The following is a 21,996-nucleotide window of genomic DNA, read 5'->3' as shown; positions in this document are numbered from 1 at the left end:
TGTGAACTGGCTGCAGCCGTTAAGCAGCCTGCTGCGGATTGAACCGCAGCGGCTGCTGCGCATCCTCACCATAGGCGTGCCGATTATCGGCGGCATGCTGTCACAGAGCCTGATCAATCTGGTCGATGCGGCCATGGTCGGGCGCCTCGGCGATGCCGCTCTCGCCGGTGTTGGTGTCGGCGGTTATGCCACCTTTATTACCGTGTCGATGGTGATGGGTTTATCTGCCGGTGTGCAGGCACTGGTCGCCAGACGCTTCGGCGCCGGTGAACATGAGCGCCTGTTCGAACCCTTAATCGCCGGTCTTATCCTCGCCCTCGCCATCAGCCTGCCGCTTACGCTGCTGTTTGTTCTGATCGCGCCCTACCTGATTCCGCTCTTTAATTCCGACCAGCAAGTGCTTGATATTGCAGTGCCTTATTTTGAATGGCGCACACTGGCCACCGTTGCCGTAGGCATGAACTTTGTCTTCCGTGGTTTCTGGAACGGCATAGGAGAAGGCAAAACCTATCTGCAGACACTGCTGGTGATGCATCTGGTGAACGTCGGCGTCAGCTATCTGCTGATTTTTGGTATTGGCAGCTGGCAGGGACTGGGCGCCGTCGGTTCCGGCATCGGCACCACCATCGCCCTGTTCTTTGGTTGTGCGCTGTATTTCTGGCAGACCTTTACCCGTCACCGTCAGCGCTTCCATGGCCATAACCGCACCCGCCGCGGCACCATTCTGAGCGTGATGCGCCTTGCCCTGCCCAACTCGACCCAGCAAACACTGTTCGCTCTTGGTGTCAGTGTGCTGTTCTGGATCATCGGCCAGGTCGGCACTCAGGAGCAGGCCATCGGCCATATTCTGATCAGCCTCGCACTGCTGCTGATTCTGCCAGCCGTGGGGCTCGGCATTGCTTCCACCAGTCTGGTTGGTCATGCGCTGGGACGTGGTGACCGCGATGACGCTTACCGCTGGGGCTGGGAGGTGGTACGGGTGGCCATGCTGATGATGGCCCTGCTCGGTCTGCCGTTGTGGCTATTCCCTGAGCTGGTGCTGCGCCTGTTTACTCCGGAGCAGCACCTGATCGAGCTGGGACTCTGGCCACTGCGCATTACCGGCATCAATATCGTATTTGAAGTCACCGCCATGGTGCTGACCCAGGCACTGCTGGGCGCCGGTGCCAGCCGTCAGGTGATGCACATTAACCTGCTGATGCAATGGGGCATACTGCTGCCGCTGGCCTTTCTGGCAGGGCCTGTCGCGGGCTTCGGTCTGTTGGGAATCTGGTTGCTTCAGGGCGGCCAACGTATTACGTTGTCGCTGATTTATGGCCTGATCTGGCGCTCCCGCCGCTGGGCTCATATTTCTATTTAACGATCATCAACTCCGGATCAACCACACCGAGTCCAGCCATGCCTACCATGATTCCTTTTTCCAGCCCTGACGCCTACGAAGAGATAAGCCCTGTTATTGCCCATCGTGGTGCCAGCGGCCATGCGCCGGAAAATACCCGCGCAGCCATTGAGCTGGCGGCACGTCAGGGAGCACGCTGGGCCGAGGTTGATGTCACCATTTCTGCCGACGGCATTGCCGTTATTCACCACGACGCCGATCTTAAGCGCTGCTCGGACGGTGACGGACTGGTGATTCAGAAGCGTCTGGCTGAGCTGAAGCAGCTCGATGTCGGTAGTTGGTTTGCTGAGCAGTATCGTGGCGAACAGATCCTGACTTTGTCGGAATTGCTGGTGCTGGCCAATCATCTGGAGCTGGGACTGAATCTTGAGATCAAACCGACCATAGGGCGCGAGCCGGAAACCGTCTGGGCCATTCATAAAGCCTTACAGCAGGTTCACTTTGAGCAGCCACTGCTGCTCAGCAGCTTCAGTATCCACGCACTGCAATCTGCGCGCCGGCATATGCCCCACATCACCCGCGCGCTGAACGTCGAAGCCATTCCGGCCGACTGGCAGCATCGCCTGGAAGAAGCCGACTGCGCCGGACTGCATTTCGCCAAAGAATTTTTCGATGCCGCACAGGTGAGTGCCATCCGTGAGGCGGGCTACCATATGCTGGTGTTTACCGTGAATGATGCGGACACCGCCCAGCGCCTGCTGCAGGCCGGTGTCGACGGTGTCTTTACCGATCTGCCGCAGGCCCTGGAGCAGGCACTGGGCAATGCCCGCGGCGGCAGTGTCAGCCACTGATACCGCGCTGAAAAATATGGCGCCGGAATGCCGCAGCCAGCTGATCGCTGCTAGATCAAACGGTTATTTGTATATAGATAAATATTAATTTTAAGAATATACAAGCTCTGCTATCGTTCGCCGCCATAACGACTTTTCTAATAACCACAGGTTAGCAACCGGTTTTTTTATGTACGTATACGATGAGTACGATCAGCAACTGCTGAATGAGCGCGTCGCCCAGTTTAAGGGGCAAATGGAGCGCTATCTCGCCGGCAAGATCGCCGATGACGAGTTCCTGCCACTGCGCCTGCAAAATGGCATTTACGTGCAGCGCTACGCGCCTATGCTGCGTGTTGCTGTGCCTTACGGTCAGATGAACTCGGCTCAGATGCGTGCCCTGGCGCGTGTCGCACGTGAATATGACAAAGGCTATGCCCACTTCTCGACCCGTCAGAACGTGCAGTTCAACTGGCCGAAACTGGAGCAGTGCCCGCAGATTCTGGCCGATCTGGCTGAAGTTCAGATGCACGCCGTGCAGACCAGCGGTAACTGTATCCGTAACACCACCACCGACGAATATGCCGGGGTCATTGCGGAAGAAACCGTTGATCCGCGTCCGTACTGCGAAATCATCCGCCAGTGGTCGACCTTCCACCCGGAATTCGCCTTCCTGCCGCGTAAGTTCAAAATTGCCGTGAACGCGGTGCCCGGTGCTGACCGCGCTGCCATTCAGGTACACGACATTGGCGTGAACATTATCCGCAATGCCGAAGGCCAGATCGGCTATCGCATTCTGGTCGGTGGTGGCCTCGGCCGTACGCCGATCGTGGGTGAAGAAATCCGCAGCTTCCTGCCAGAAGAAGACCTGCTGACCTATCTCGATGCTGTTATCCGTGTGTACAACCAGTTTGGTCGCCGTGATAACAAGTACAAAGCCCGTATCAAGATTCTGGTGAAAGCACTGGGTGTTGAGCGTATGGCTGAGCTGGTTGAAGCCGAGTGGGAACGCATTAAAAACGGTGACAGCAAACTGACCTCGGCCGAACTGGAACGCGTGAAAAAACACTTCACCGACCCGGCGTACAAAACACTGAGCGATGAACCCGCCGAGCTGACCTCAGCCCGCGCTGAAAATGCCGTCTTTGCCCGCTGGCTGCAGCGCAACGTGCGCGCCCACAAGCAGGCCGGTTACGCCATCGTGACCCTGACGCTGAAGCAGAAAGGCACACCACCGGGTGATGTAACTGCAGAGCAGATGGATCAGATCGCCATGCTGGCCGACAAATACAGCTTTGGTGAAATCCGCTCTACGCACCAGCAGAATCTGGTACTGGCCGATGTCGAACAGAGTGAACTGTTTGCCCTGTGGCAGGAAGCGAAAGCGCTGGGTCTGGCCACGCCGACTCTGGGTCTGCTGACCGATATGATCTGCTGCCCGGGCGGCGATTTCTGTGCTCTGGCCAACGCCAAGTCCATTCCGGTTGCCGAAGCCATTCAGCTGCGCTTCGATGATCTGGATTATCTGCACGATCTGGGTGAAATCGACCTGAACATTTCCGGTTGTATGAATGCCTGTGGTCACCACCACGTTGGTAATATCGGCGTACTGGGTGTCGATAAGAAAGGCGAAGAGTTCTATCAGATCTCTCTCGGCGGCAACGCTGGCGAGAACACGTCACTGGGCAAGATCCTTGGGCCATCTTTCGCCCGCGATCAGATGCCGGACATCATCGCCAAGATTCTCGACTTCTATGTCGCCAAGCGCAGCGAAGGTGAAACCTTCCTCGAAACCTACCGTCGTATCGGTCATGACCCATTCAAGGAGGCGATCTATGGCCCAGCTCATTAAACAAGGCCAGCTCGTCAGCAACGACGAATGGCACCTGATCGAAGACGATGCCATCATCGCTGACTACGGCATCATCAGCCTCAAGCGCTGGCAGGAAAACGCTGCTGCCCTGCTGCCGCTGGCCCAGGCCGGTAAAATCGGCCTGCTGCTGAACAGTGATGAAACCGCCGACCTGATTGGCGATGATTGCCGTCAGTTTGTACTGATTGCCGTGAACTTCCCGAAATTCAGCGACGGCCGTGGTTACAGCACCGCCCGCCTGCTGCGTGAACGTCATGGTTTTAAAGGCGAACTGCGTTCTGTCGGTGACGTACTGATCGACCAGCTGTTCTTTATGAACCGCTGTGGCTTCAACAGCTTTGCACTGCGTGACGATCAGGATCTGAACGACGCTCTGGCTGCGTTCGCGACCTTCACCGTCTGCTATCAGAACGACGTTAACGATCAGCGCCCGCTGTTCCGTCGCCGCTAGTTCTTTCCGGCCCCCGCGCAGTGCTGACAATGTCAGATTCTGCGCCGGGGGCATGGCACATCCCCGCCCCCTGCCTTACCCTTATGGCTGAACCCGGGGATTTTTCATGCCACAAGATATCGTTTTTTCGTTTTTTCTCGTCTTTGCCGGCGCTCTCGTACTGGCGACCTTCGCACTGTTTACCCGCCAACCATTACTGATTGCTTATATTGCCCTCGGCGCCATCGTTGGCCCTTTTGGCATGGGCTGGATTGAACACCCGGATGAACTGGCCGACATGGCCGATATCGGCATTATTTTCCTGCTGTTTCTGCTGGGTCTGGATATGCAGCCATCTGCTCTGCTGGCGATGTTGCGTAAAGCGATGCTGGTGGCGCTGGCCAGTTCGCTGGTGTTTTTTGCAGCGGGCTTTGGCCTGACTCAGGCCTTTGGGTTCAGCACCATGGACAGCATCATCATCGGTCTGGCGATGATGTTTTCCAGCACCATTATCGGCCTTAAACTGCTGCCCACCACGGTTCTGCACCATAAGCACATCGGCGAGCTGATGATCGGCCTGCTGCTGATTCAGGACATGCTGGCCATTCTGGTACTGATTCTGCTCGGCGTGCTCGAAGGCGGTAGCAGTATGCCGGTCTGGCAGCCCTTTGTTGCGCTGCCTCTGCTTGCTGCCGCCTGCTACCTTCTGGTTAAAGGCGTTCTGCTGCCATTGATAGTGCGTTTCGACCGCTACCACGAATACCTGTTTATTCTGGCCATCGGCTGGTGCCTGGCTGTGGCAGAAAGTGCCAAACTGGTTGGCCTGACCCATGAAATTGGTGCTTTTATCGCCGGCGTTACCCTCGCCACCAGTCCGATAGCGCAGTTTATTGCTATCAGCCTGAAGCCGTTACGGGATTTCTTTCTGGTGATGTTTTTCTTTGCTTTGGGCGCGCGCTTCAATCTGCAGTTACTGGCCGATGTGGCCCTGCCGGCAAGTCTGCTGGCCCTGTTGGTACTGGTGCTGAAACCGGTGAGTTTCAGGCTGTTGCTGGGGCGTTTCAGCGAACGACACGAGCTGGCCTGGGACGTTGGCCTGCGCCTCGGCCAGATCAGTGAGTTTTCGCTGCTGATCGGCTTTGTCGCCGTGCAAAGTGCCCTGCTCAGTGAACAGGGCTCATTGCTGATTCAGGCAACGGCCATTCTGACCTTTGTCATTTCAAGCTACATCGTGGTGTTCAGTCTGCCCAATCCCATTGCTGTCAGCGATAAGCTGCGCCGGGATTAGGGCCTGTTAATCAGTTCGCGCCTGACGGTGCATAGATGCGCAGACGGTGGCCATCCGGGTCCAGCACGGTAAAGGTATAACCAAATTCCATCATGACCGGCGCCTGTGCCACCGCAATCTGCCGCGCAGACCAATCGGCATACAGTGCATCCACCTGAGCAACATCGGCCACCGGAATGGCGATCTCTCCGCCACCTGAAAGCTGTGTGCCGCTTACTTTCGGCTGTACGTCACTGCGCGACCAGACACCGAAACGAAATGCCGGGTTCAGGGCAAACAGAGCAAAATGTTCCGTGGCTTCAACCGGTACACAATCAAGCAGCCCGGTGTAAAAATCGGTGCTGCGACGGGCATCATTAACGTAAAGAATGACAAGGTTCGGGTTTAACATAAGGATATTCCTGTGCGGTGTTAAATAATCCGGGGCTCCTGCCCCAGTCCGTACAGAATATAAAAGCCTGCTGTCAGTTTTTGTCAGCAGCGTGAATTGCCTGTGCAGGCACCCCGGTGACCCTGCGCCATTCCGCCAGCAACTGCTGACGCCGGCGCGGGTAGCGCTCTTCCAGTGGCATCAGCGCCAGAACCCGGTCGGTACGGAAATGGCGAAAATCCCCGCGCATTTCACACCAGGCAACCAGCACCCGTACACGATCAAAATATCCCAGCGCAAAAGGCCAGATCAGCCGCTGCGACTGCTGGCCGTTCTGATCGCGATAATCGATATTCACTTTATGTCCGCTGCGGATAGCCTGACGCAGGGTGGCGACATCAACACTGTCTTCCATCCGCTCAGCCGCAGGCCCGACCAGCAGCGCATTGGCATCCAGAGCATCGCGTAAATCCTGTGGCAATACCGCTGCAATCCGGCTCAGTGCACTGCTGGCAGCAACCGCCATCTGTCTGTCGGTACGGCCCGCGACCCAGCGCATTCCCAGAACCAGTGCTTCCAGTTCTTCTTCACTGAACATCAGCGGCGGCAACATAAAACCGGGCCTAAGCATATAGCCAACTCCGGCTTCTCCCTCAATATTCGCCCCCTGCTGCTGCAGCGTGGCGATATCGCGATAAAGAGTACGCAATGAGATGCCCAGCCGCTCCGCCAGCTCTGCTCCGGACACAGGAAAGCGGTAACTGCGCAGCAACTGGATAAGATCAAGCAAACGTTGAGAACGGCTCATACAATTTCCGGCCGGTAAAAACGCCATACTGCCAGAAAATGGCAGCAAGAAAAGCTAAAAACTGAACACTAAAACGCAGGCACAAAAAAGCCCCGCATGGCGGGGCTTGTCAGCTCATCAGATAACAACTCTTCAGTCGCGCTGCAAATTCACCCGGTAACGACCAACGCCCTGGCCCGCCAGAATGGCTGCCAGAACCGCAGGTAATTCTGCACGGCCAATCTCGGTGGTCATCTCTTCGAGCTGCGGCAGACGCCAGGCAGAAGCCACCTTATTCAGTACCGCCTGCTTATCGGCCAGCGGGATTTCAACCGAGTCCACACCCAGCAGGCTGACGCCGCGCAAAATAAACGGAAACACACTGGCTTCGACTTTGACGCCGGCAATCATGCCACAGGTAGTCACCGCGCCTTCCGGCTGGATCTGCGGAATCAGTGCAGAGACCAGATCACCACCAACGGTATCAATGGCTGCCTGATACAAAGGCTTGGCCATGGCCTTGCCCTTCAGTGCCAGCACCTCATCGCGGCCGATAACCCTGCTTGCTCCCAGACCTTTGAGAAAAGCTTCCTGCTCAGGCTTACCAGACAGCGCCACAACCTCGTAACCCTGAGCGGCGAGCAATGCCACCGCCACCGAACCCACACCACCGGTTGCACCGGTCACAACCACAGGACCAGCATCCGGGCGAATACCGGCACGCTCCAGCTTTTGCAGACTCAGGGCGGCCGTAAAACCAGCGGTACCCCAGGCCATACTTTCCGCCATGCTCAGTGTCTGCGGTTTATGCAGCACCCAGCCGGCCGGCACACGAACGTGCTGGCCAAAACCACCGGCGGTATTCATACCCAGGTCGTAACCAAAGACCACAACTTCGTCACCGGTTTTAAACTGCGGGTCGTTACTGGCCAGCACAGTGCCGGCAACATCAATGCCCGGCGTATGCGGGTAAGCACGGGTCACACCTTTATTACCACTGGCGGACAGTGCGTCTTTGTAATTGACCGAGGAGTAAGCCACGTTAATCAGCACATCCCCTGCGGGCAGATCGTCATCGTTCAGAGTCTGCCAGGCGGCCTTCATGCCCTGTTCGGTTTCTTCTACCCGGTATGCGAGAAAAGTCATAGTTACTCCTTATTTTTTATCAGTATCAGCCTTTGCTTTGCTGCTGTTTGTTCAGCAGGGTCAGCAGGCGGGTAAAGGCGCCCTCTGCCCCCTTCTGTACCGCCAGTCCCAGCTTTTCCTGCAGCGACTTTTTGTATTCATAGCGCACGCTGTAAACATCAGAATTAGCGCAGGCCGCCACCAGATAATCATCGCTGGTGCCGACATCATCAATCAGACGATGATCCAAGGCCTGCTGGCCATACCAGATATCTCCGGTAGCCACGGCCTCGATATCGATGCGTGGACGGCTGTGCTTCACATGCTGTTTGAACAGTTCATGGGTATCTTCCAGGTCAGACTGGAACTTATCTTTGGCTTTTGCTGAGTTATGGCCAAACATCGTCACCGTACGCTTGTATTCACCGGCAGTGAATAACTCGTAATCGACATCGTGCTTTTTCAGCAAGCGATTAAAGTTAGGCAACTGAGCGACCACACCAATAGAACCAACAATAGCAAAGGGCGCAGCAATGATACGGTTAGCCAGACATGCCATCATATAGCCACCACTGGCAGCGACTTTATCGACACAGACCGTCAGCGGGATGCCGCGGTCACGGATACGCTTGAGCTGCGAAGCTCCAAGGCCGTAGGTATGTACCATACCACCGCCACTTTCCAGACGAACAACGATCTCATCATCACCGGTAGCCATGGTCAGTACCGCAGTAATCTCCTGGCGCAGCAGCTCAACCTGGCTGGCCTGAATATCGCCATCAAAGTCGAGCACATACACGCGCTTGCGCTTTTCGGTATTTTCGATACCGTCTTTAATACGTTTCTTTTCCGCTTTTTCTTTGGCTTTTTCTTCTTTCTTCTTGTCTTTTTCCAGCGCTTTCAGCTCTTCTTTCGAATACAGCGCATACTCAAGATCTTCTTTGTGGTTATCGAGCTCATCATTGAGCTTCTTCACAACCAGCTCGCCGTCCTCTGAACGGCGGTTACGCATGCCGATAGAAACCACGCCCCCAACGACCACCAGAATGGCCACCACAACGGTGACCGCCTTCAACAGAAAAGCTCCGTACTCTGCCAGGAATTCCACGCTTTGTTCCTTAATGAATTTAAAATAGTCCGCAAGCATAACTGAATGGCAGGCGCGTACAAGTAAGCGCACTTTGTGCGTTTCAAACAATCGTATGATTTTTCGTTGACACCCGCATTGCCAGCCCATAGAGTTGTGCGGTCTGACGCAAGACAAAGTCCTGACAGGATGCTGATATGCGCATCACCCATCAGCAGATCTCCTGTCTTTTGTAGCAATAATAAGGAAACCGTTATGGCATCTGTTGCAGAAATCATCGAAACCATGAACAGCAAGTTCAACGCCGCGGCTGCTGCCGGTGTTGACCTGATCTTCCAATTCAACATCGAAGATGGCGAAACCTATCACCTGATCGTTAAAGATGGCACTTGTGCTGTTGCTGAAGGTGCAAACGATGACGCTAACGTTACTCTGATCATGAACACCGAAACCTTCGCAGGTATCGCTTCTGGTGAGACTGACGGCATGCAGGCTTTCATGTCTGGTCAACTGCGCGTTGAAGGCGACATGATGCTGGCAACCAAGCTGGGCGAATTCTTCCCTGCTTAATTGCTGACAGCATAAAAAAAGCGACCATACGGTCGCTTTTTTTATGCCTGCGGTTCAGACACTGTTACCACTCACCCTGTAGAGCCTGCTCCGCCACGTCATTCAGTGGCCGCGCAATCAACCCCTTGGGACTCAACTGCACAGAATAAACAGCGCCATTCACCAATGGCATATAAACCGCACTGCCAAACTGAGCATCCAGCCAGTGTTTGTGATGACGCAGGGAATCCCAGAGATCAAACCAGCGTGACTCAGCCAGGCTGTAGACACTGCGTTCTGCTGTACGCTCCTGCTCCAGAGACAGGTAGCGTCCGGATAAGCGGTCAAGGCGATACAGCGGTGTCGCGCCCAGCGCAGCAAAAGGCCCATTCCAGACCAGCAAGCGAACATCCAGCTGCCACTGATCACCCAGAATTTTAAACCGGCGTTCATGATTATCAGTATCGACCAGAGTCAGATCGAACACCTGATCATCCAGCTGATAAACACTGACACTGACCAGCGGCTCTTCTTTGAGCAGCTGCTTGTAACTCCAGATATCAACCAGCATGAATACGGCGACAATACTGCTGACCAGCAGGACCAGACCAACAGTCCCCTTAAGCCACTGAATGAACCAATCACGCCCCCACCACAACACAACAATGACCGCCAGCGCGACCAAAAGAAAGACGAGCGTAAAGCCCGTCAGGCTTCCCTGCAGCATGTTATTTCCTCAGATGCGCAATACTTTCTCTGGCCAGCTGCAACGCTTCTTCCGCTCCGGCAGACTGCCCATTAAGGGAGTCAAGGAAGTATTCAATGGCGGTAATTGCGTCAGCAAAAGCCTCCATTTTGGCTTCTGACGGCGGCAGATCTTCTTCCAGAACCTGTTTGGTTACAAAGGTATCCAGATCAAGCAGCATGTTGTATACCGGCTCTTTTTCCAGAAACATCATGGCGCCGGCCACATCAATCAGGCTCTTCCCAACATTACGTACGTGTAACTTGTCACCACTGGAATCAAGGTAAGCTCCAATGGCGCGCTTGATCATGGTCAGAGCAGTCATAGATTCCGACAATACGGCAATCTTGGCTTCACTGAGGCTGACCGGGTCAACCAGAGAGTCCTTTTCCAGCCCTTTATGCGTCAGAGCCCGCATTGCCTGTTCGATATGAATGATTTCATCGGCAATAAAGGCCATATCAGCCAGCACACCTTTCGGACCCGCGGCACGCAAACGCTGACACAGATGACCTGTACGCTCCGCCGCTTCAGCCAGGTTGGCTATCTGCAGGGTGTCACCAATACGCGCCAGCGATGAAACTAACTCGTCAAAGTTAGCTTCACTAACGTCCGTACGTTCAAACAGATCGGCCAGATCTTTTACCGATTGCAGTTCTTCCTGCAAAGCATCCGACAATGACTCCAGCGCTGACTGATCAGGGCCGGATAATTTAGCCCGCGATACAGCCAGCTGCTTTTCTTTGATGCTGCGGTCAATATGGAATTCCTGCTGCAGCTGGCTCAGCAGATCCGTTTCCGGTTCAGCTAAAGCAACCAGATACAAAAATTCTTTCAGCAGCCAGTCAGGCAGTTTCTCGTTAAACGCCTTACCTTCAGTATCCTGAATTTTACGCACCTGACGATCCAGGGTGCCCAGCAGCAACAGGCGCTGCGGTGTCATCTCAAATGAATCCTGCGATAAAGCATCAAGCGCACCGCTGACAACATGCCAGAACAACCAGGCCGCTCCACCACGGCTGGCACGCTCAAAACGACGCACTGCCCGCAGCATTACCTGCAACGGTCCGCGACGCCCATTCCCCCGCATCAGACCAATCAGCCCCAGCTGATATAGCTGACGCGCGCGGCGATAGGGAAAACTGGCAGCTCCGGCTTCTGCCGCCGGAACGGCCAGTTTGGGCCGCAGGTTAACCAGAAAGAAATAAGCTTCCGGCAGCGGCTTTTCGTGGCGCTCTTTGCGGACAAGATTAATCGTCGGCAGCAACAGACTCGGTGCCACCGGGTCGCCGCTGACCACAAAGTCTACATATCGCTTCAGAAAAACAATGGCCTGAGTAAAAGCAGCCAGTGTAGATTCGGCTACACTCTGGTTGCGCACTACCCGTCCGGTTTCTGCCAGTTCTTCGCACAGACGCTCGCCTGCCCGGAAGTCCAGCATTTTGAAGGTACCCCGAACCTGCTGCACCTCTTCAAGAAAGGCACGCAGGTTATCGGCGTTTCCATGTTCCGAGTACACATCAAGCTGCGCAGCGGCCTGATCCAATGCATTGGCAATTTCAGCCTTCACCAGATTCAGGGAGGCGGCAAATTGTGTGATTTCACTTCCTGTCGATATATCAGCCATTACTAGCGTCATTCATTGTTATGATCTGTGTGATTCTAACGACTATAAGAGCAAAGCGCGAAGCGTTTTCCGCAAAGCCTTGCCCTTCAACTATACTGAGTACACAAAAACCCACTTGGCAATTCAGACAAACGGGGTCAGCTTTGGTTTCAACGGCTCAATATGTACGATTCCCTTCAAGGATGAGTTGCAAATAATTGAAAACCCATTAAATTGCCCACGCGCTTAGCCCTTCGGCCTGATCAAAAGGAATCCCACCATGCAGTCCTCCCTGTCAGCTGCTTTTGTCAGTAATTTTCTTGGCAACGCCCCGCTCTGGTACAAAAAAACGATCCTGGCCTTTCTGGCCCTGAACATCGTCTTTCTTTACACCCTGGGTTCTTACATCACGGGCTGGATTCTGATCGTAGAATTCATTTTCACCCTGGCGATGGCACTGAAATGCTACCCGTTACAGCCCGGCGGCCTGCTCGCCATTGAGTCTATCCTGCTCGGAATGGCAAGCCCTGAGATCGTGTATGAGGAGACTCTGGCTAACTTCCCGGTCATTCTGCTGCTGATGTTTATGGTGGCGGGCATTTACTTTATGAAGGACCTGCTGCTGTTTGTATTCACCAAGATTCTGCTTGGTGTGCGCTCTAAAATGGCACTGTCCTTTCTGTTTTGTGCCGTTGCCGCGGTTTTATCAGCGTTCCTTGATGCTTTAACCGTAACGGCTGTTCTGATCAGTGTATCGGTGGGTTTTTACAGCGTTTATCACAAAGTCGCGAGCGGCAAGAACTTCAACAACGACCACGACCATGGCAACGATGATGAGCTGAAAGAACAGCATCGTGTCGATCTGGAAAGCTTCCGCGCGTTTCTGCGCAGCCTGATGATGCACGGTGCCGTCGGTACCGCACTCGGCGGTGTCTGCACGCTGGTAGGCGAACCGCAGAATCTGCTGATTGCCAAAGTTGCCGGCTGGGAGTTCGGTGAATTCTTCACCATGATGGCACCGGTCACAATGCCTGTACTGGTAGCTGGCCTGCTGACCTGTCTGTTACTGGAGAAAATGAGCTGGTTCGGTTACGGCGCCAAATTACCAGACGATGTACGCAGCATTCTGGAAAACTTCAATGAAGAACAGAAGCAGCACATGACTCAGAAGCGTGTAGCTCAGCTCTGGGTACAGGGACTGGTCGCTATATTCCTGGTGATTGGTCTGGCTATGCATCTGGCGGAAGTTGGTCTGATTGGTTTGCTGGTAATCGTATTACTGACCGCATTTAACGGTATTATCGAAGAACATCAGCTGGGCAAAGCCTTTGAAGAAGCCCTGCCTTTCACCGCACTGCTGGTGGTGTTTTTCTCAATCGTCGGCGTTATCCATGCCCAGCATCTGTTCACGCCGATCATCACCTGGATTCTGAATACTGACAACGTATCAACCGCTGCTCAGCCGGGTGTGTTTTTCCTGGCCAACGGCGTACTGTCGATGATCAGTGATAATGTTTTCGTGGCAACCGTCTACATCTCGGAAGTAAAAGCTGCCCTGACGGCCGGTGATATCACCCGTGAGCACTTCGACCTGCTGGCCACCGCAATTAACACCGGTACCAACCTGCCAAGTGTCGCAACACCTAACGGTCAGGCCGCATTCCTGTTCCTGCTGACCTCGGCCCTGGCTCCGCTGATCCGCCTGTCTTATGGTCGCATGGTGGTTATGGCTCTGCCTTACACCGTTGTGATGACCGGTGTTGGCTATATCGCGGTAACCCACTGGCTCTGAGATTTCAGAGCCGGAAAGCACAGAGCATATATCAGCGGCGCCAGATGGCGCCGCCGCTTTTTTTATCGATCAGATCGAGCATTTTCTCATGCGCGGCAGTCTCTTCAGCACTGGCCCGGATGATACGCTGATTAACTGCATCCAGGTCGATATCACCGATATCGATCACCACTTCTTCCTCTTCTTTTTCTTCTTCAACCGCCAATGCCAGCGCGGTCTGACCACCGGTCATGGTCAGGTAAACATCCGCCAGAATCTCAGCATCCAGCAAAGCGCCGTGCAAATCGCGATGACTGTTATCGATGCCATAACGCTTACACAAAGCATCCAGGCTGTTTCTTGCCCCTGGGTGCAGATCCCGGGCCATTTTCAGCGTATCGAGCACACCACAGAAGTCGCGGGTCATGGATAAGTTCAGGCGGCGGAACTCGGCATCCATCATGCCCACGTCGAACGCCGCGTTATGGATCACCAGCTGCGAACCGGCAATAAACTCGCGGAATTCTTGCGCAACCTGAGCGAAAACCGGGGCCCCCTGCTCAATCAGCCATTCGTTGGTAATACCGTGTACCGCGGCAGCTTCCGGGTCGATATCACGTTGCGGATTGATATAGACGTGATAATGCCGCCCGGTCAGCTTACGCTCGAAAATCTCAACGCAACCAATTTCAACGATACGGTGCCCCTCACCAATACCGGTGGTTTCAGTATCCAGTACGACCTGTCTCATGCTTTTACTCCGGCAACGCCTTTATTGGCCAACTGGTCGGCCCGTTCATTCTCTGCATGGCCGGTATGACCACGCACCCAGCGCCATTCAATCTGATGACGCTGGCATTCGGCATCCAGCTGCTGCCATAAGTCCTGATTCTTAATCGGTTGCTTGGCGGCATTACGCCAGCCCTTCTTTTTCCAGCCGGCCAACCACTCGTTAATGCCCTTCATCACATACTGCGAATCCGTGGTCAGAATGACCTGACACGGACGTTTCAGTGCCTTTAAGCCTTCGATAGCAGCCATCAGTTCCATGCGGTTATTGGTGGTATCGGCTTCGCCACCAAAGAGTTCTTTCTCCATGTCACCGTAACGCAGCAAAGCCCCCCAGCCACCCGGGCCAGGATTGCCTTTGCAGGCACCATCGGTAAACAGTTCGACTTTTGCAGTCATGTTATCTTCCACAATGTTGAGTACCGGCCACGCTTGATGCGACCGGAGTCGCCAAACCGAAGCCTGCTTCAGCCAACTGCCAACGGCGTGGGCGGATGGGTGTCAGTCCGGCTACGGTCTTGCGGGCGACAAGTACATAGGCGTTCGCTGGCAGCCAGCGTGTTCCAGCCAGTACCCGATCAATCCGCCGGCTGACCGATTCAGAAATAATATTAAGAGGCCAGGCATGAGCAACCGGAGATACCTGCTCGACCCGGAAATCCAGCAGCAGCAACCAGTCGCGCAGACGGGATTCGCTGACCGGGTTAGTCAGCCACGGCAGCTCAGTTGAGAAGGTTCTCAGCCAACGCATACCTCCCCACCAACTGTATGGGTTAAAGCCAACCACAATCAGATAACCGTTGGGCATGACCGTTCGCGCCGCTTCCCGGATCATCTGGTGCGGACGGTGGCTCATATCGAGCGAATGCTGCAACACCACCACATCCAGACTTTCATCAGCAAAGGGCCAGGCGCCATCAGCCATTTCCCCCTGAGGATCAACTACTCCACGGGCCCACGGCAGCCCCATGCGGAAACTGTGCTGCAGACGGCTGCGCTGCAGAAAACGGGGTTCGGCATCAATGCCACTGTAAAGAAGATGACAACCATGCAGTTGACTGACCCAATCGCGCAACCAGCCGGCTTCGAGAGCCAACAGCCGCTGAGTCGCCGGGCGCAGTAGCCAGCGTTGGTAAATTTCCGGTTTGATCCGGCTGCCGACGGTATTCATATGACCTCGTTTACTTGCTACCCGACGCCCTGGAAACTAGACTGGCCGGCCACGTAGCGACATTGTAATCACATGCAGCAATTCACTCTATTACTGTCTGTCCTTTTTATGGCTGGTTGCAGCCAGTTGACCACCAGAACAGACAGCGAGCCGGAACAAAAACGTTCCGATATGGTTCTGACCGTCCTTGAAGACTGGCAACCGCAGGATATATCCCATACAACCTATGAAGATATCTGGCAACGTATCATTGCCTCTTATCAGCTGGACACCAATATCGACAACCCGCGGATTGAAGCGCAGCTGAACTGGTATAAGTCACACCAGGCGTATATGGATCGCGTAGCGGAACGTGGGGTGCGCTATCTGCATTTTATTGCTGAGCAGATTGAAGCGCGCAATGTTCCCGGTGAACTGGCCCTGCTGCCGATTGTGGAAAGCGCCTTTGATCCTTTTGCCTACTCCCACGGTCGTGCATCCGGTGTGTGGCAGTTTATTCCGTCGACCGGTCGCGATTTCGGCCTGCAGCAGGACTGGTGGCATGATGGCCGGCGCGACATCCGTGCCGCTACTGAGGCCGCACTGATGTATCTTGATGCCCTGCAGCGTGAGTTTAACGGTGACTGGCTGCTGGCACTGGCGGCGTATAACTCCGGAGCCGGTACCGTGCGGAAGGCCATGCGTAAAAACCGTGCCCGTGGTCGTGCAACCGATTTCTGGTCGCTCGATCTGCCCAAAGAAACCCGTGATTACGTACCCAAACTCATCGCTCTGGCAAAACTGATTAAATCGGCAGAAGAATATCAGGTCACACTGGTGCCCGTGCCGGATGAACCCTACTTTGCCGTGGCAGAAACCGGTGGTCAGATTGATCTGTCACAGGTGGCAGAACTGGCCCAGACACCACTCGATGAAATCTACAAACTCAACCCCGGATTTAATCGCTGGGCCACACGCCCGACGGGGCCGCACGAGGTACTGATCCCTGTGGCTCAGTACGAAGTCTTCACCGAGCAACTGGCAGCACTGCCACCAAGCGCCCGCCTGAAGTGGCAACGCTATGCAGTCCGTAACGGTGACAGCCTGATAACCATTGCCAAGCAGTTTCATACCACCCCGGAAGCTTTGAAGCAGGCTAATGGCATTCGCGGCAATATTATCCGCGCGGGTGAACAGCTGTTGATTCCCGGCGCTTTCAAAAGCCAGGACGCTTATTCGCACAGCGTATCCCAGCGCCTTGACCGTCTGAAAACACTGCGCCGCCCGGGTAACAGCGAACGGGTTGAATACCGCGTCCGCTCAGGCGACAGCTTCTGGGAAATCGCCCGTTCACACGATGTTAAAGTCAGCGAGCTGGCGCGCTGGAATGGCATGGCACCCGGCGATCCACTGCGCGCCGGACAAACGCTGGTAATCTGGAGCAAGAAAAACATGCCGGGCAAGCGCGAAGTTATCCGCAAAGTGAATTACCGCGTCCGCCCCGGTGATTCTCTGGCCCGTATCTCACAAAAATTCAACGTCCGGGTCTCTGACGTGAAGCGCTGGAATTCATCACAGGTAAAAGAGAAATATCTGCAACCGGGCCAGACATTAACGCTCTATGTGGACGTTATGCGCTGAGCGGGCGTCATTATTAACGCTGTGGACACAATATGTGGAATAACTACGGATTGCCAAAGTGCAGGCACTGCCCATAGGATGGGCCATATGACGCTCATACCACTCAACAACCGATCAGTCCTGCCGCTGGCTCTCCTGATCAGCCTTATACTACTCAGCCAGATTGCCCGTGCCAGCATTGCTGTATCTGACAACCCCAGCAGTGAGCTGGCCGGCGTTGCCTGGCAAAGCAATGACGACAGCGCTCCCTGGGGAGATGCAAACGCACAACGTGGCGGCATCTCACGTCAGCCCTTACTGCACTTCCCTCCAAATATCCGCCGCATCGGCCCGCAAACACCACACAGCTTCAGCGCTACGCTGGAAAACCTGCAACTGCCGCTTATCGCCCGCCACCCACAGGACTCCCGCTGGATTCCTATGCTGGCCAGCCGCTGGCTGGTCAATGAGCAGGCCATGCGACTGTATTTTGAACTGGACGCCGATGCGCGCTGGTCTGATGGTGTCGCAGTCACCACCGAGGACATACGTTTTACTCTCGAATTCCTAACTGACCCGGCGACAGCGGCTGTCTGGCAGGCAGAACGTCTGCAACAACTGATCAGCGGGCTGGAAGTGTTTGACCAGCAGAGATTTGCCCTGGTTCTGCAAAAGCCGGCCACTATGAACAGCATTCGCGAACTGGCTTCACTGCGCCCTTTTGCCGCCCATGTTTACCGTAATCCACGCGGCTGGCCAAAAAGTTTTGACTGGTACCCCGAGCCAACAACTGGACCTTATTATCTCGCGCAATTGAACCCTAACGCGCAGATTGTCTTGCGCGAAACCAGTGACTGGTGGGGACGTGACAAGCGGTATTTTAAACATCGCTTCAATGTCCGCCGGGTTAACCTGCGTATGCCGGACAAGGACTATTCTGTTGTCGATCTGCTGGAACGCGGTGAACTGGATGTCATTCCGCTTAACACAACCGAAAACTGGCAATCTGAGCAGATTAGCCAGCTCAGCAACAGCAAACGAATTAACCGGATTCAGTTCTACCATCAGGCTCCGCTCCCCTTCACTGGCCTGCTGTTAAATGCCAATCACCCGAGCCTGAGCAGTAAGTCCCAGCGAGCTGCCGTTCTCTCGGCACTGAGTCCGCAAACAGCCATCTCAGAACTAAACGAAGCTGAATCACTCAGCACTGATTTTATCCGCCGTTCTGAGGCATCTGATAAACAGCCGAATGCAGAAATATCGGTATTGCCAGACGAGCTGCCCCTAATCTACAGCGACCAGCAGGATCTGATGTTTTTGCGCCTGCTGCAGCAACAGGCAAAGACAAAGGGGATGAATATCCTTTTGGAAAAAGTTTCACCTGCGAAATTACGCAGTGCCCTGCAGCAGGCCAATTACGATCTTACCTGGCTCCGCTTTTCATCCCCGCTGGATGGCGAGAATTTTCTGTCGCTATTCCATTCCGGAAACGGGCAGATTTTTATCAGCATGGATGCGGTACAGCGTTTTATATCCGGGACAGGCAATACGGCTACAGCAGAACAGCTTTTTAAGTACCTGCAGGATGAATCAATATTTCATACGGGCTACGGCTATCCCTACTGCCGCTCAGCAAGCTGGCAATGGTTAAAGCTGCCCAAAAATCAGGGAACACGAATCAGCACTGATTTATTCGACCCTTTTGATGCCGTTACCGGCGGACTTTTCTGGATAGACCGCAAGCAACGTGCTGACATACTGGCGAAACCTGAGCGTGGTAAAAACGATGACAGTAAGCCACATATTAATATTCAATACAGACTGAACAATAATCAGCTCTGACAACCAAAAACCGACTGTTTCAGTCCGGAATAAAAGGATCTCAACATGGGTATGTTAACCGGTAAAAAAGCTCTGATTGTTGGCGTGGCCAGCAAGCATTCTATTGCTTATGGCATTGCTGATGCGTTCCATCGCGAAGGTGCAGAACTCGCTTTTACCTATCAGGGCGAAAAATTAAAAGAACGCGTAGAGAAAATGGCCGCCGGCTGGGATTCTGATATCTGCCTGCCATGCGACGTAGCCTCTGATGAAGAAATCGCTGCCGTTTTCACCGAACTGGAAAAGAAATGGGGTCATCTCGACATTCTGATTCACTCCGTAGGCTTTGCACCGGCTCACGAACTGGATGGCGATTATCTGAGCGTGACTACCCGCGAAGGTTTCCGTATTGCTCACGATATCAGCTCATACAGTTTTGTCGCCCTGGCGAAAGGCGCACGTCCGTTAATGCAGGGACGTAACGGCGCCATGCTGACCCTGACCTACCATGGCTCCCAGCAAACCCTGCCAAACTATAACGTTATGGGGCTGGCAAAAGCGTCTCTGGAAGCATCGGTGCGCTACCTTGCAGGTTCTCTGGGCAAAGAAGGTATCCGTGTTAACTCCATTTCAGCAGGTCCGATTAAAACCCTCGCAGCGGCTGGTATTAAAAGCTTCCGCCGCATGCTGAAAAAGAACGCAGACCGTGCACCTTTAGGCCGGAACATCACCATCGACGAAGTGGGTAATACCGCAGCCTTCCTGTGCTCTGATCTGGCATCTGGTATTGCCGCGCAGAATATCTATGTTGATGGCGGCTTTAACACCTGCGCCATGAGCGTGGATGAGATGGAAGAATCCTGAGCCGCAAAAATAAGGTAATAAACAAAAATTAGTTAATAAAAAAGGGGCCTGAGCCCCTTTTTTATTGCCTGACACTATCTGCCAATATTATGAGCCGGAACGCTCAATCTTAGTGGCTGACTTAGCCCATGCCTGATAGCTCAGCATATCAGCGCGGCTGTTCTGGGCACGCCCTGCTTCTTTCGCTTCGTCACTAACGGTCATGTCCTGCCAGTTTTTTGCATCAACCGCATCCAGCGTTACAACAGTAAAGCCGCCCGGAGTTTTAACAACATCCGATTGACCAACGGTGAGTGCAAACGCTTTCTGCTGCGCCAGACGAGGAGCCTCACTGGACTGCTGGAAGGTCGCTGAAACTTTCTTCCAGGCTTTTGCCTGCTCATCACCACTGACGATCGCATCGGCTAACACACGGGCCTGGGCAAGCGCACGTTCACGCTTCAGGCTCATCACAACCTCAGGCTTAACTTCAGCCAGAGGTTTTACCGATGCGTCTTTATGCTCACTCACCGCCAGAACAACAGCACCATCCTGCAGCTCGACGACTTCGCTGATTTGCTTATCCAGCATCACATTTTCTTCAAAAGCAATCTGGCGTACACCTTCGTTCAGAGCAATGCCGTTACCATTTTCACGGCTGAAAAATTCCGTGCTCTGTAATTCCAGATTCAATGCTTTGGCAACATCGTCGATGGATTCAGCGGAGAATGAAATATTCGACAGCTCCTGCATCTGCTCGGCATAAACCGCTTCCGCTTTACCTTCACGAACCTCACGGCTCAGTTCAGCTTTAACATCAGCCAGTGATTTAACACTTGGCGTTACGATACTGTCGAGGCGAATGATGTGGTAGCCAAATTCACTTTTAACCGGTGAAGAAATCTGGTCTTTCTGCAACGCATACAGAGTATCTTCAAATTCCGGAACAAAACTTCCTTTGGTGCTCAGGCCCAGATTACCACCGGCATTTTTGGTACCGATATCATCAGAGTATTCCTTTGCCAGTGCAGCAAAATCTTCGCCTTTATCCAGACGTGATTTAATGTCGTCAGCCAGAGCCAGAGCTTCAGCATCGCTGCGATCATCATTTACTTCAATCAGGATATGGCTGGAACTGCGTTGCTCTTTCGCCAGTTCACGGGACTGATAATCGATGTAAGCGGCCTGCAACTCATCCTCTGTCACATCCTGCTTAGCTGCGATGTCAGCACGTTTAAGCTGTACATACTGAATACGCACCTGCTCTTCAGTTTTGTAACGGTCTTTATTTGCTTCGTACGCCAACTGAATATCTTCATCCGATAATTCGATACTGGCTTCCAGATCTTTGGCGTTGACTTCGTAGAAACTGAAGGTGCGCAATTCGTTATTCAGTGCTTCGCTCACCTGAACAGCAAACGGGGTTTCCACACTGCTTAAAACAAAAGCCGCACGCGCCTGATTGGTTTTGATATCGTCCGCCAGGCTGGCGCGGAACGTGAGTGGTGACAGGCCATTCATGCGCAGTACGTTCTGGAACTGTTCTTTATCAAAACGACCATCCTGCTGGAAAGCAGGAATGCTTACAATGGTTTCATCAATAGCACTGGAAGCTGCACGCAACCCCAGTTTATCAGCCTGAACCAAAGCAACTTTTTGCTCAATCAGCTGCTCAAGCGCGGATTGACGCAGAAATTTTTCGTTAAACAGATTTTCATCATACTGCTCACCAAACTGACGACGCAGGTTAGCTTTCTGTTGTTCAACGGTCCGTACGATATCTGCTTCCGTGATTTCCTGATCGCCAACTGTCGCTGTGGCCGGTGTTCCACCGCCCAGGCTGACAATGCTTTCAACGCCCCACAGCGCAAAGACAAAGATAATAAAAAATACAATTACTTTAGCGATCATACCCTGAGCATTATCGCGCATTGTCTGTAGCATGCTTCCTCCAATGATTATTCGAGCCACCA

The 21,996-nt window shown here is 53.8% G+C and carries 20 protein-coding genes; 10 read left to right on the top strand and 10 right to left on the bottom strand.

The window, feature by feature from the left end; genetic code table 11:
- Position 1 precedes the first annotated feature (1 nt).
- From HUF18_RS14250 to HUF18_RS14230, 5 genes are all read left to right on the top strand, one after another.
- Positions 2 to 1,360 carry an MATE family efflux transporter gene (locus tag HUF18_RS14250; RefSeq protein ID WP_225692658.1) on the top strand — a complete coding sequence of 453 codons (1,359 nt, stop codon included), beginning with the start codon at positions 2 to 4 and terminating at the stop codon, positions 1,358 to 1,360.
- 38 nt (positions 1,361 to 1,398) lie between these two features.
- Positions 1,399 to 2,190 carry a glycerophosphodiester phosphodiesterase family protein gene (locus tag HUF18_RS14245; protein WP_225692657.1) on the top strand — a complete coding sequence of 264 codons (792 nt, stop codon included), beginning with the start codon at positions 1,399 to 1,401 and terminating at the stop codon, positions 2,188 to 2,190.
- Positions 2,191 to 2,359: 169 nt separating this feature from the next.
- Positions 2,360 to 4,021: a nitrite/sulfite reductase gene (locus tag HUF18_RS14240; protein ID WP_225692656.1), complete on the top strand. Its 1,662-nt coding sequence runs from the start codon at positions 2,360 to 2,362 to the stop codon at positions 4,019 to 4,021.
- Positions 4,005 to 4,493, top strand: coding sequence for a DUF934 domain-containing protein (locus tag HUF18_RS14235; protein ID WP_145468554.1), 489 nt, complete (start codon positions 4,005 to 4,007; stop codon positions 4,491 to 4,493). Before HUF18_RS14240 ends, HUF18_RS14235 begins: the two co-directional genes overlap by 17 nt.
- A gap of 106 nt (positions 4,494 to 4,599) precedes the next feature.
- The gene (locus HUF18_RS14230) at positions 4,600 to 5,760 is read left to right on the top strand and encodes a cation:proton antiporter domain-containing protein (protein WP_225692655.1); all 1,161 of its coding nucleotides are present in this window, start codon (positions 4,600 to 4,602) and stop codon (positions 5,758 to 5,760) included.
- A 10-nt stretch (positions 5,761 to 5,770) separates the two neighbouring features.
- On the opposite strand, the gene HUF18_RS14225 is transcribed toward HUF18_RS14230, so the two are convergent.
- The 4 genes from HUF18_RS14225 to sohB all read right to left on the bottom strand — a co-directional run bounded on the left by HUF18_RS14225 (position 5,771) and on the right by sohB (position 9,150).
- Positions 5,771 to 6,151, bottom strand: coding sequence for a VOC family protein (locus HUF18_RS14225; RefSeq protein WP_225692654.1), 381 nt, complete (start codon positions 6,149 to 6,151; stop codon positions 5,771 to 5,773).
- A gap of 73 nt (positions 6,152 to 6,224) precedes the next feature.
- Positions 6,225 to 6,938 carry a helix-turn-helix transcriptional regulator gene (locus HUF18_RS14220; RefSeq protein ID WP_225692653.1) on the bottom strand — a complete coding sequence of 238 codons (714 nt, stop codon included), beginning with the start codon at positions 6,936 to 6,938 and terminating at the stop codon, positions 6,225 to 6,227.
- A 132-nt stretch (positions 6,939 to 7,070) separates the two neighbouring features.
- Positions 7,071 to 8,063 (bottom strand): YhdH/YhfP family quinone oxidoreductase, encoded by a 993-nt coding sequence (locus HUF18_RS14215; RefSeq protein ID WP_225692652.1) that lies wholly within the window; start codon positions 8,061 to 8,063, stop codon positions 7,071 to 7,073.
- Positions 8,064 to 8,088: 25 nt separating this feature from the next.
- Positions 8,089 to 9,150 (bottom strand): protease SohB, encoded by a 1,062-nt coding sequence (sohB, locus tag HUF18_RS14210; protein ID WP_225692651.1) that lies wholly within the window; start codon positions 9,148 to 9,150, stop codon positions 8,089 to 8,091.
- 234 nt (positions 9,151 to 9,384) lie between these two features.
- Between sohB and HUF18_RS14205 the strand changes: the two genes are divergently transcribed.
- Positions 9,385 to 9,699: an SCP2 sterol-binding domain-containing protein gene (locus HUF18_RS14205; protein WP_145468542.1), complete on the top strand. Its 315-nt coding sequence runs from the start codon at positions 9,385 to 9,387 to the stop codon at positions 9,697 to 9,699.
- 64 nt (positions 9,700 to 9,763) lie between these two features.
- Here the strand turns inward: HUF18_RS14205 and HUF18_RS14200 are convergent, their stop codons facing one another.
- Together HUF18_RS14200 and HUF18_RS14195 are read right to left on the bottom strand one after the other, a co-directional pair.
- The gene (locus HUF18_RS14200) at positions 9,764 to 10,405 is read right to left on the bottom strand and encodes a hypothetical protein (protein WP_225692650.1); all 642 of its coding nucleotides are present in this window, start codon (positions 10,403 to 10,405) and stop codon (positions 9,764 to 9,766) included.
- A gap of 1 nt (position 10,406) precedes the next feature.
- Positions 10,407 to 12,050, bottom strand: a complete 1,644-nt coding sequence (locus tag HUF18_RS14195; protein WP_145468538.1) for a hypothetical protein — start codon at positions 12,048 to 12,050, stop codon at positions 10,407 to 10,409.
- 259 nt (positions 12,051 to 12,309) lie between these two features.
- Between HUF18_RS14195 and nhaB the strand changes: the two genes are divergently transcribed.
- Positions 12,310 to 13,821 carry a sodium/proton antiporter NhaB gene (gene nhaB, locus HUF18_RS14190; RefSeq protein ID WP_145468536.1) on the top strand — a complete coding sequence of 504 codons (1,512 nt, stop codon included), beginning with the start codon at positions 12,310 to 12,312 and terminating at the stop codon, positions 13,819 to 13,821.
- A gap of 31 nt (positions 13,822 to 13,852) precedes the next feature.
- Here nhaB and dnaQ read toward each other — a convergent pair whose 3' ends face one another.
- The 3 genes from dnaQ to HUF18_RS14175 are packed head-to-tail and all read right to left on the bottom strand — an operon-like array spanning position 13,853 to position 15,760.
- The gene (dnaQ, locus tag HUF18_RS14185) at positions 13,853 to 14,551 is read right to left on the bottom strand and encodes a DNA polymerase III subunit epsilon (RefSeq protein WP_145468534.1); all 699 of its coding nucleotides are present in this window, start codon (positions 14,549 to 14,551) and stop codon (positions 13,853 to 13,855) included.
- Positions 14,548 to 14,988, bottom strand: coding sequence for a ribonuclease HI (gene rnhA / locus HUF18_RS14180; protein WP_225692649.1), 441 nt, complete (start codon positions 14,986 to 14,988; stop codon positions 14,548 to 14,550). Before rnhA ends, dnaQ begins: the two co-directional genes overlap by 4 nt.
- A 1-nt stretch (position 14,989) precedes the next feature.
- Positions 14,990 to 15,760 (bottom strand): class I SAM-dependent methyltransferase, encoded by a 771-nt coding sequence (locus HUF18_RS14175; protein WP_145468531.1) that lies wholly within the window; start codon positions 15,758 to 15,760, stop codon positions 14,990 to 14,992.
- A 126-nt stretch (positions 15,761 to 15,886) separates the two neighbouring features.
- Here HUF18_RS14175 and HUF18_RS14170 point away from each other — a divergent pair, with 126 nt between their 5' ends.
- The 3 genes from HUF18_RS14170 to HUF18_RS14160 all read left to right on the top strand — a co-directional run bounded on the left by HUF18_RS14170 (position 15,887) and on the right by HUF18_RS14160 (position 20,044).
- Entirely contained in the window at positions 15,887 to 17,380 is a 1,494-nt protein-coding gene (locus HUF18_RS14170; RefSeq protein WP_225692648.1) for a lytic transglycosylase, read from the top strand.
- 87 nt (positions 17,381 to 17,467) lie between these two features.
- The gene (locus HUF18_RS14165; RefSeq protein WP_225692647.1) at positions 17,468 to 19,201 is read left to right on the top strand and encodes an ABC transporter substrate-binding protein; all 1,734 of its coding nucleotides are present in this window, start codon (positions 17,468 to 17,470) and stop codon (positions 19,199 to 19,201) included.
- Positions 19,202 to 19,246: 45 nt separating this feature from the next.
- A complete protein-coding gene (locus HUF18_RS14160; RefSeq protein ID WP_225692646.1) occupies positions 19,247 to 20,044 on the top strand; it encodes an enoyl-ACP reductase FabI in 798 nt (265 codons plus the stop codon).
- Positions 20,045 to 20,131: 87 nt separating this feature from the next.
- Here the strand turns inward: HUF18_RS14160 and HUF18_RS14155 are convergent, their stop codons facing one another.
- The gene (locus HUF18_RS14155; protein ID WP_225692645.1) at positions 20,132 to 21,967 is read right to left on the bottom strand and encodes a SurA N-terminal domain-containing protein; all 1,836 of its coding nucleotides are present in this window, start codon (positions 21,965 to 21,967) and stop codon (positions 20,132 to 20,134) included.
- Positions 21,968 to 21,996 lie beyond the last annotated feature (29 nt).

The organism is Thalassolituus sp. ST750PaO-4, assembly GCF_020320405.1.
In the GTDB taxonomy this organism is placed as follows: domain Bacteria; phylum Pseudomonadota; class Gammaproteobacteria; order Pseudomonadales; family Oceanobacteraceae; genus Venatoribacter; species Venatoribacter alkanivorans.
The sequence above is the reverse complement of the archived record's forward strand: the minus strand, read 5'-3'. Positions and strand labels throughout refer to the sequence as shown.

Coding starts and splice junctions, on each gene's coding strand:
- HUF18_RS14160 (WP_225692646.1), top strand. CDS start 19,247: ATGGGTATGTTAACCGGTAAAAAAGCTCTGATTGTTGGCGTGGCCAGC.
- HUF18_RS14200 (WP_225692650.1), bottom strand. CDS start 10,405: ATGCTGCAGGGAAGCCTGACGGGCTTTACGCTCGTCTTTCTTTTGGTC.
- HUF18_RS14195 (WP_145468538.1), bottom strand. CDS start 12,050: ATGGCTGATATATCGACAGGAAGTGAAATCACACAATTTGCCGCCTCC.
- HUF18_RS14220 (WP_225692653.1), bottom strand. CDS start 6,938: ATGAGCCGTTCTCAACGTTTGCTTGATCTTATCCAGTTGCTGCGCAGT.
- HUF18_RS14155 (WP_225692645.1), bottom strand. CDS start 21,967: ATGCTACAGACAATGCGCGATAATGCTCAGGGTATGATCGCTAAAGTA.
- HUF18_RS14235 (WP_145468554.1), top strand. CDS start 4,005: ATGGCCCAGCTCATTAAACAAGGCCAGCTCGTCAGCAACGACGAATGG.
- HUF18_RS14205 (WP_145468542.1), top strand. CDS start 9,385: ATGGCATCTGTTGCAGAAATCATCGAAACCATGAACAGCAAGTTCAAC.
- HUF18_RS14230 (WP_225692655.1), top strand. CDS start 4,600: ATGCCACAAGATATCGTTTTTTCGTTTTTTCTCGTCTTTGCCGGCGCT.
- HUF18_RS14215 (WP_225692652.1), bottom strand. CDS start 8,063: ATGACTTTTCTCGCATACCGGGTAGAAGAAACCGAACAGGGCATGAAG.
- HUF18_RS14165 (WP_225692647.1), top strand. CDS start 17,468: ATGACGCTCATACCACTCAACAACCGATCAGTCCTGCCGCTGGCTCTC.
- HUF18_RS14225 (WP_225692654.1), bottom strand. CDS start 6,151: ATGTTAAACCCGAACCTTGTCATTCTTTACGTTAATGATGCCCGTCGC.
- HUF18_RS14240 (WP_225692656.1), top strand. CDS start 2,360: ATGTACGTATACGATGAGTACGATCAGCAACTGCTGAATGAGCGCGTC.
- rnhA (WP_225692649.1), bottom strand. CDS start 14,988: ATGACTGCAAAAGTCGAACTGTTTACCGATGGTGCCTGCAAAGGCAAT.
- HUF18_RS14245 (WP_225692657.1), top strand. CDS start 1,399: ATGCCTACCATGATTCCTTTTTCCAGCCCTGACGCCTACGAAGAGATA.
- nhaB (WP_145468536.1), top strand. CDS start 12,310: ATGCAGTCCTCCCTGTCAGCTGCTTTTGTCAGTAATTTTCTTGGCAAC.
- dnaQ (WP_145468534.1), bottom strand. CDS start 14,551: ATGAGACAGGTCGTACTGGATACTGAAACCACCGGTATTGGTGAGGGG.
- HUF18_RS14175 (WP_145468531.1), bottom strand. CDS start 15,760: ATGAATACCGTCGGCAGCCGGATCAAACCGGAAATTTACCAACGCTGG.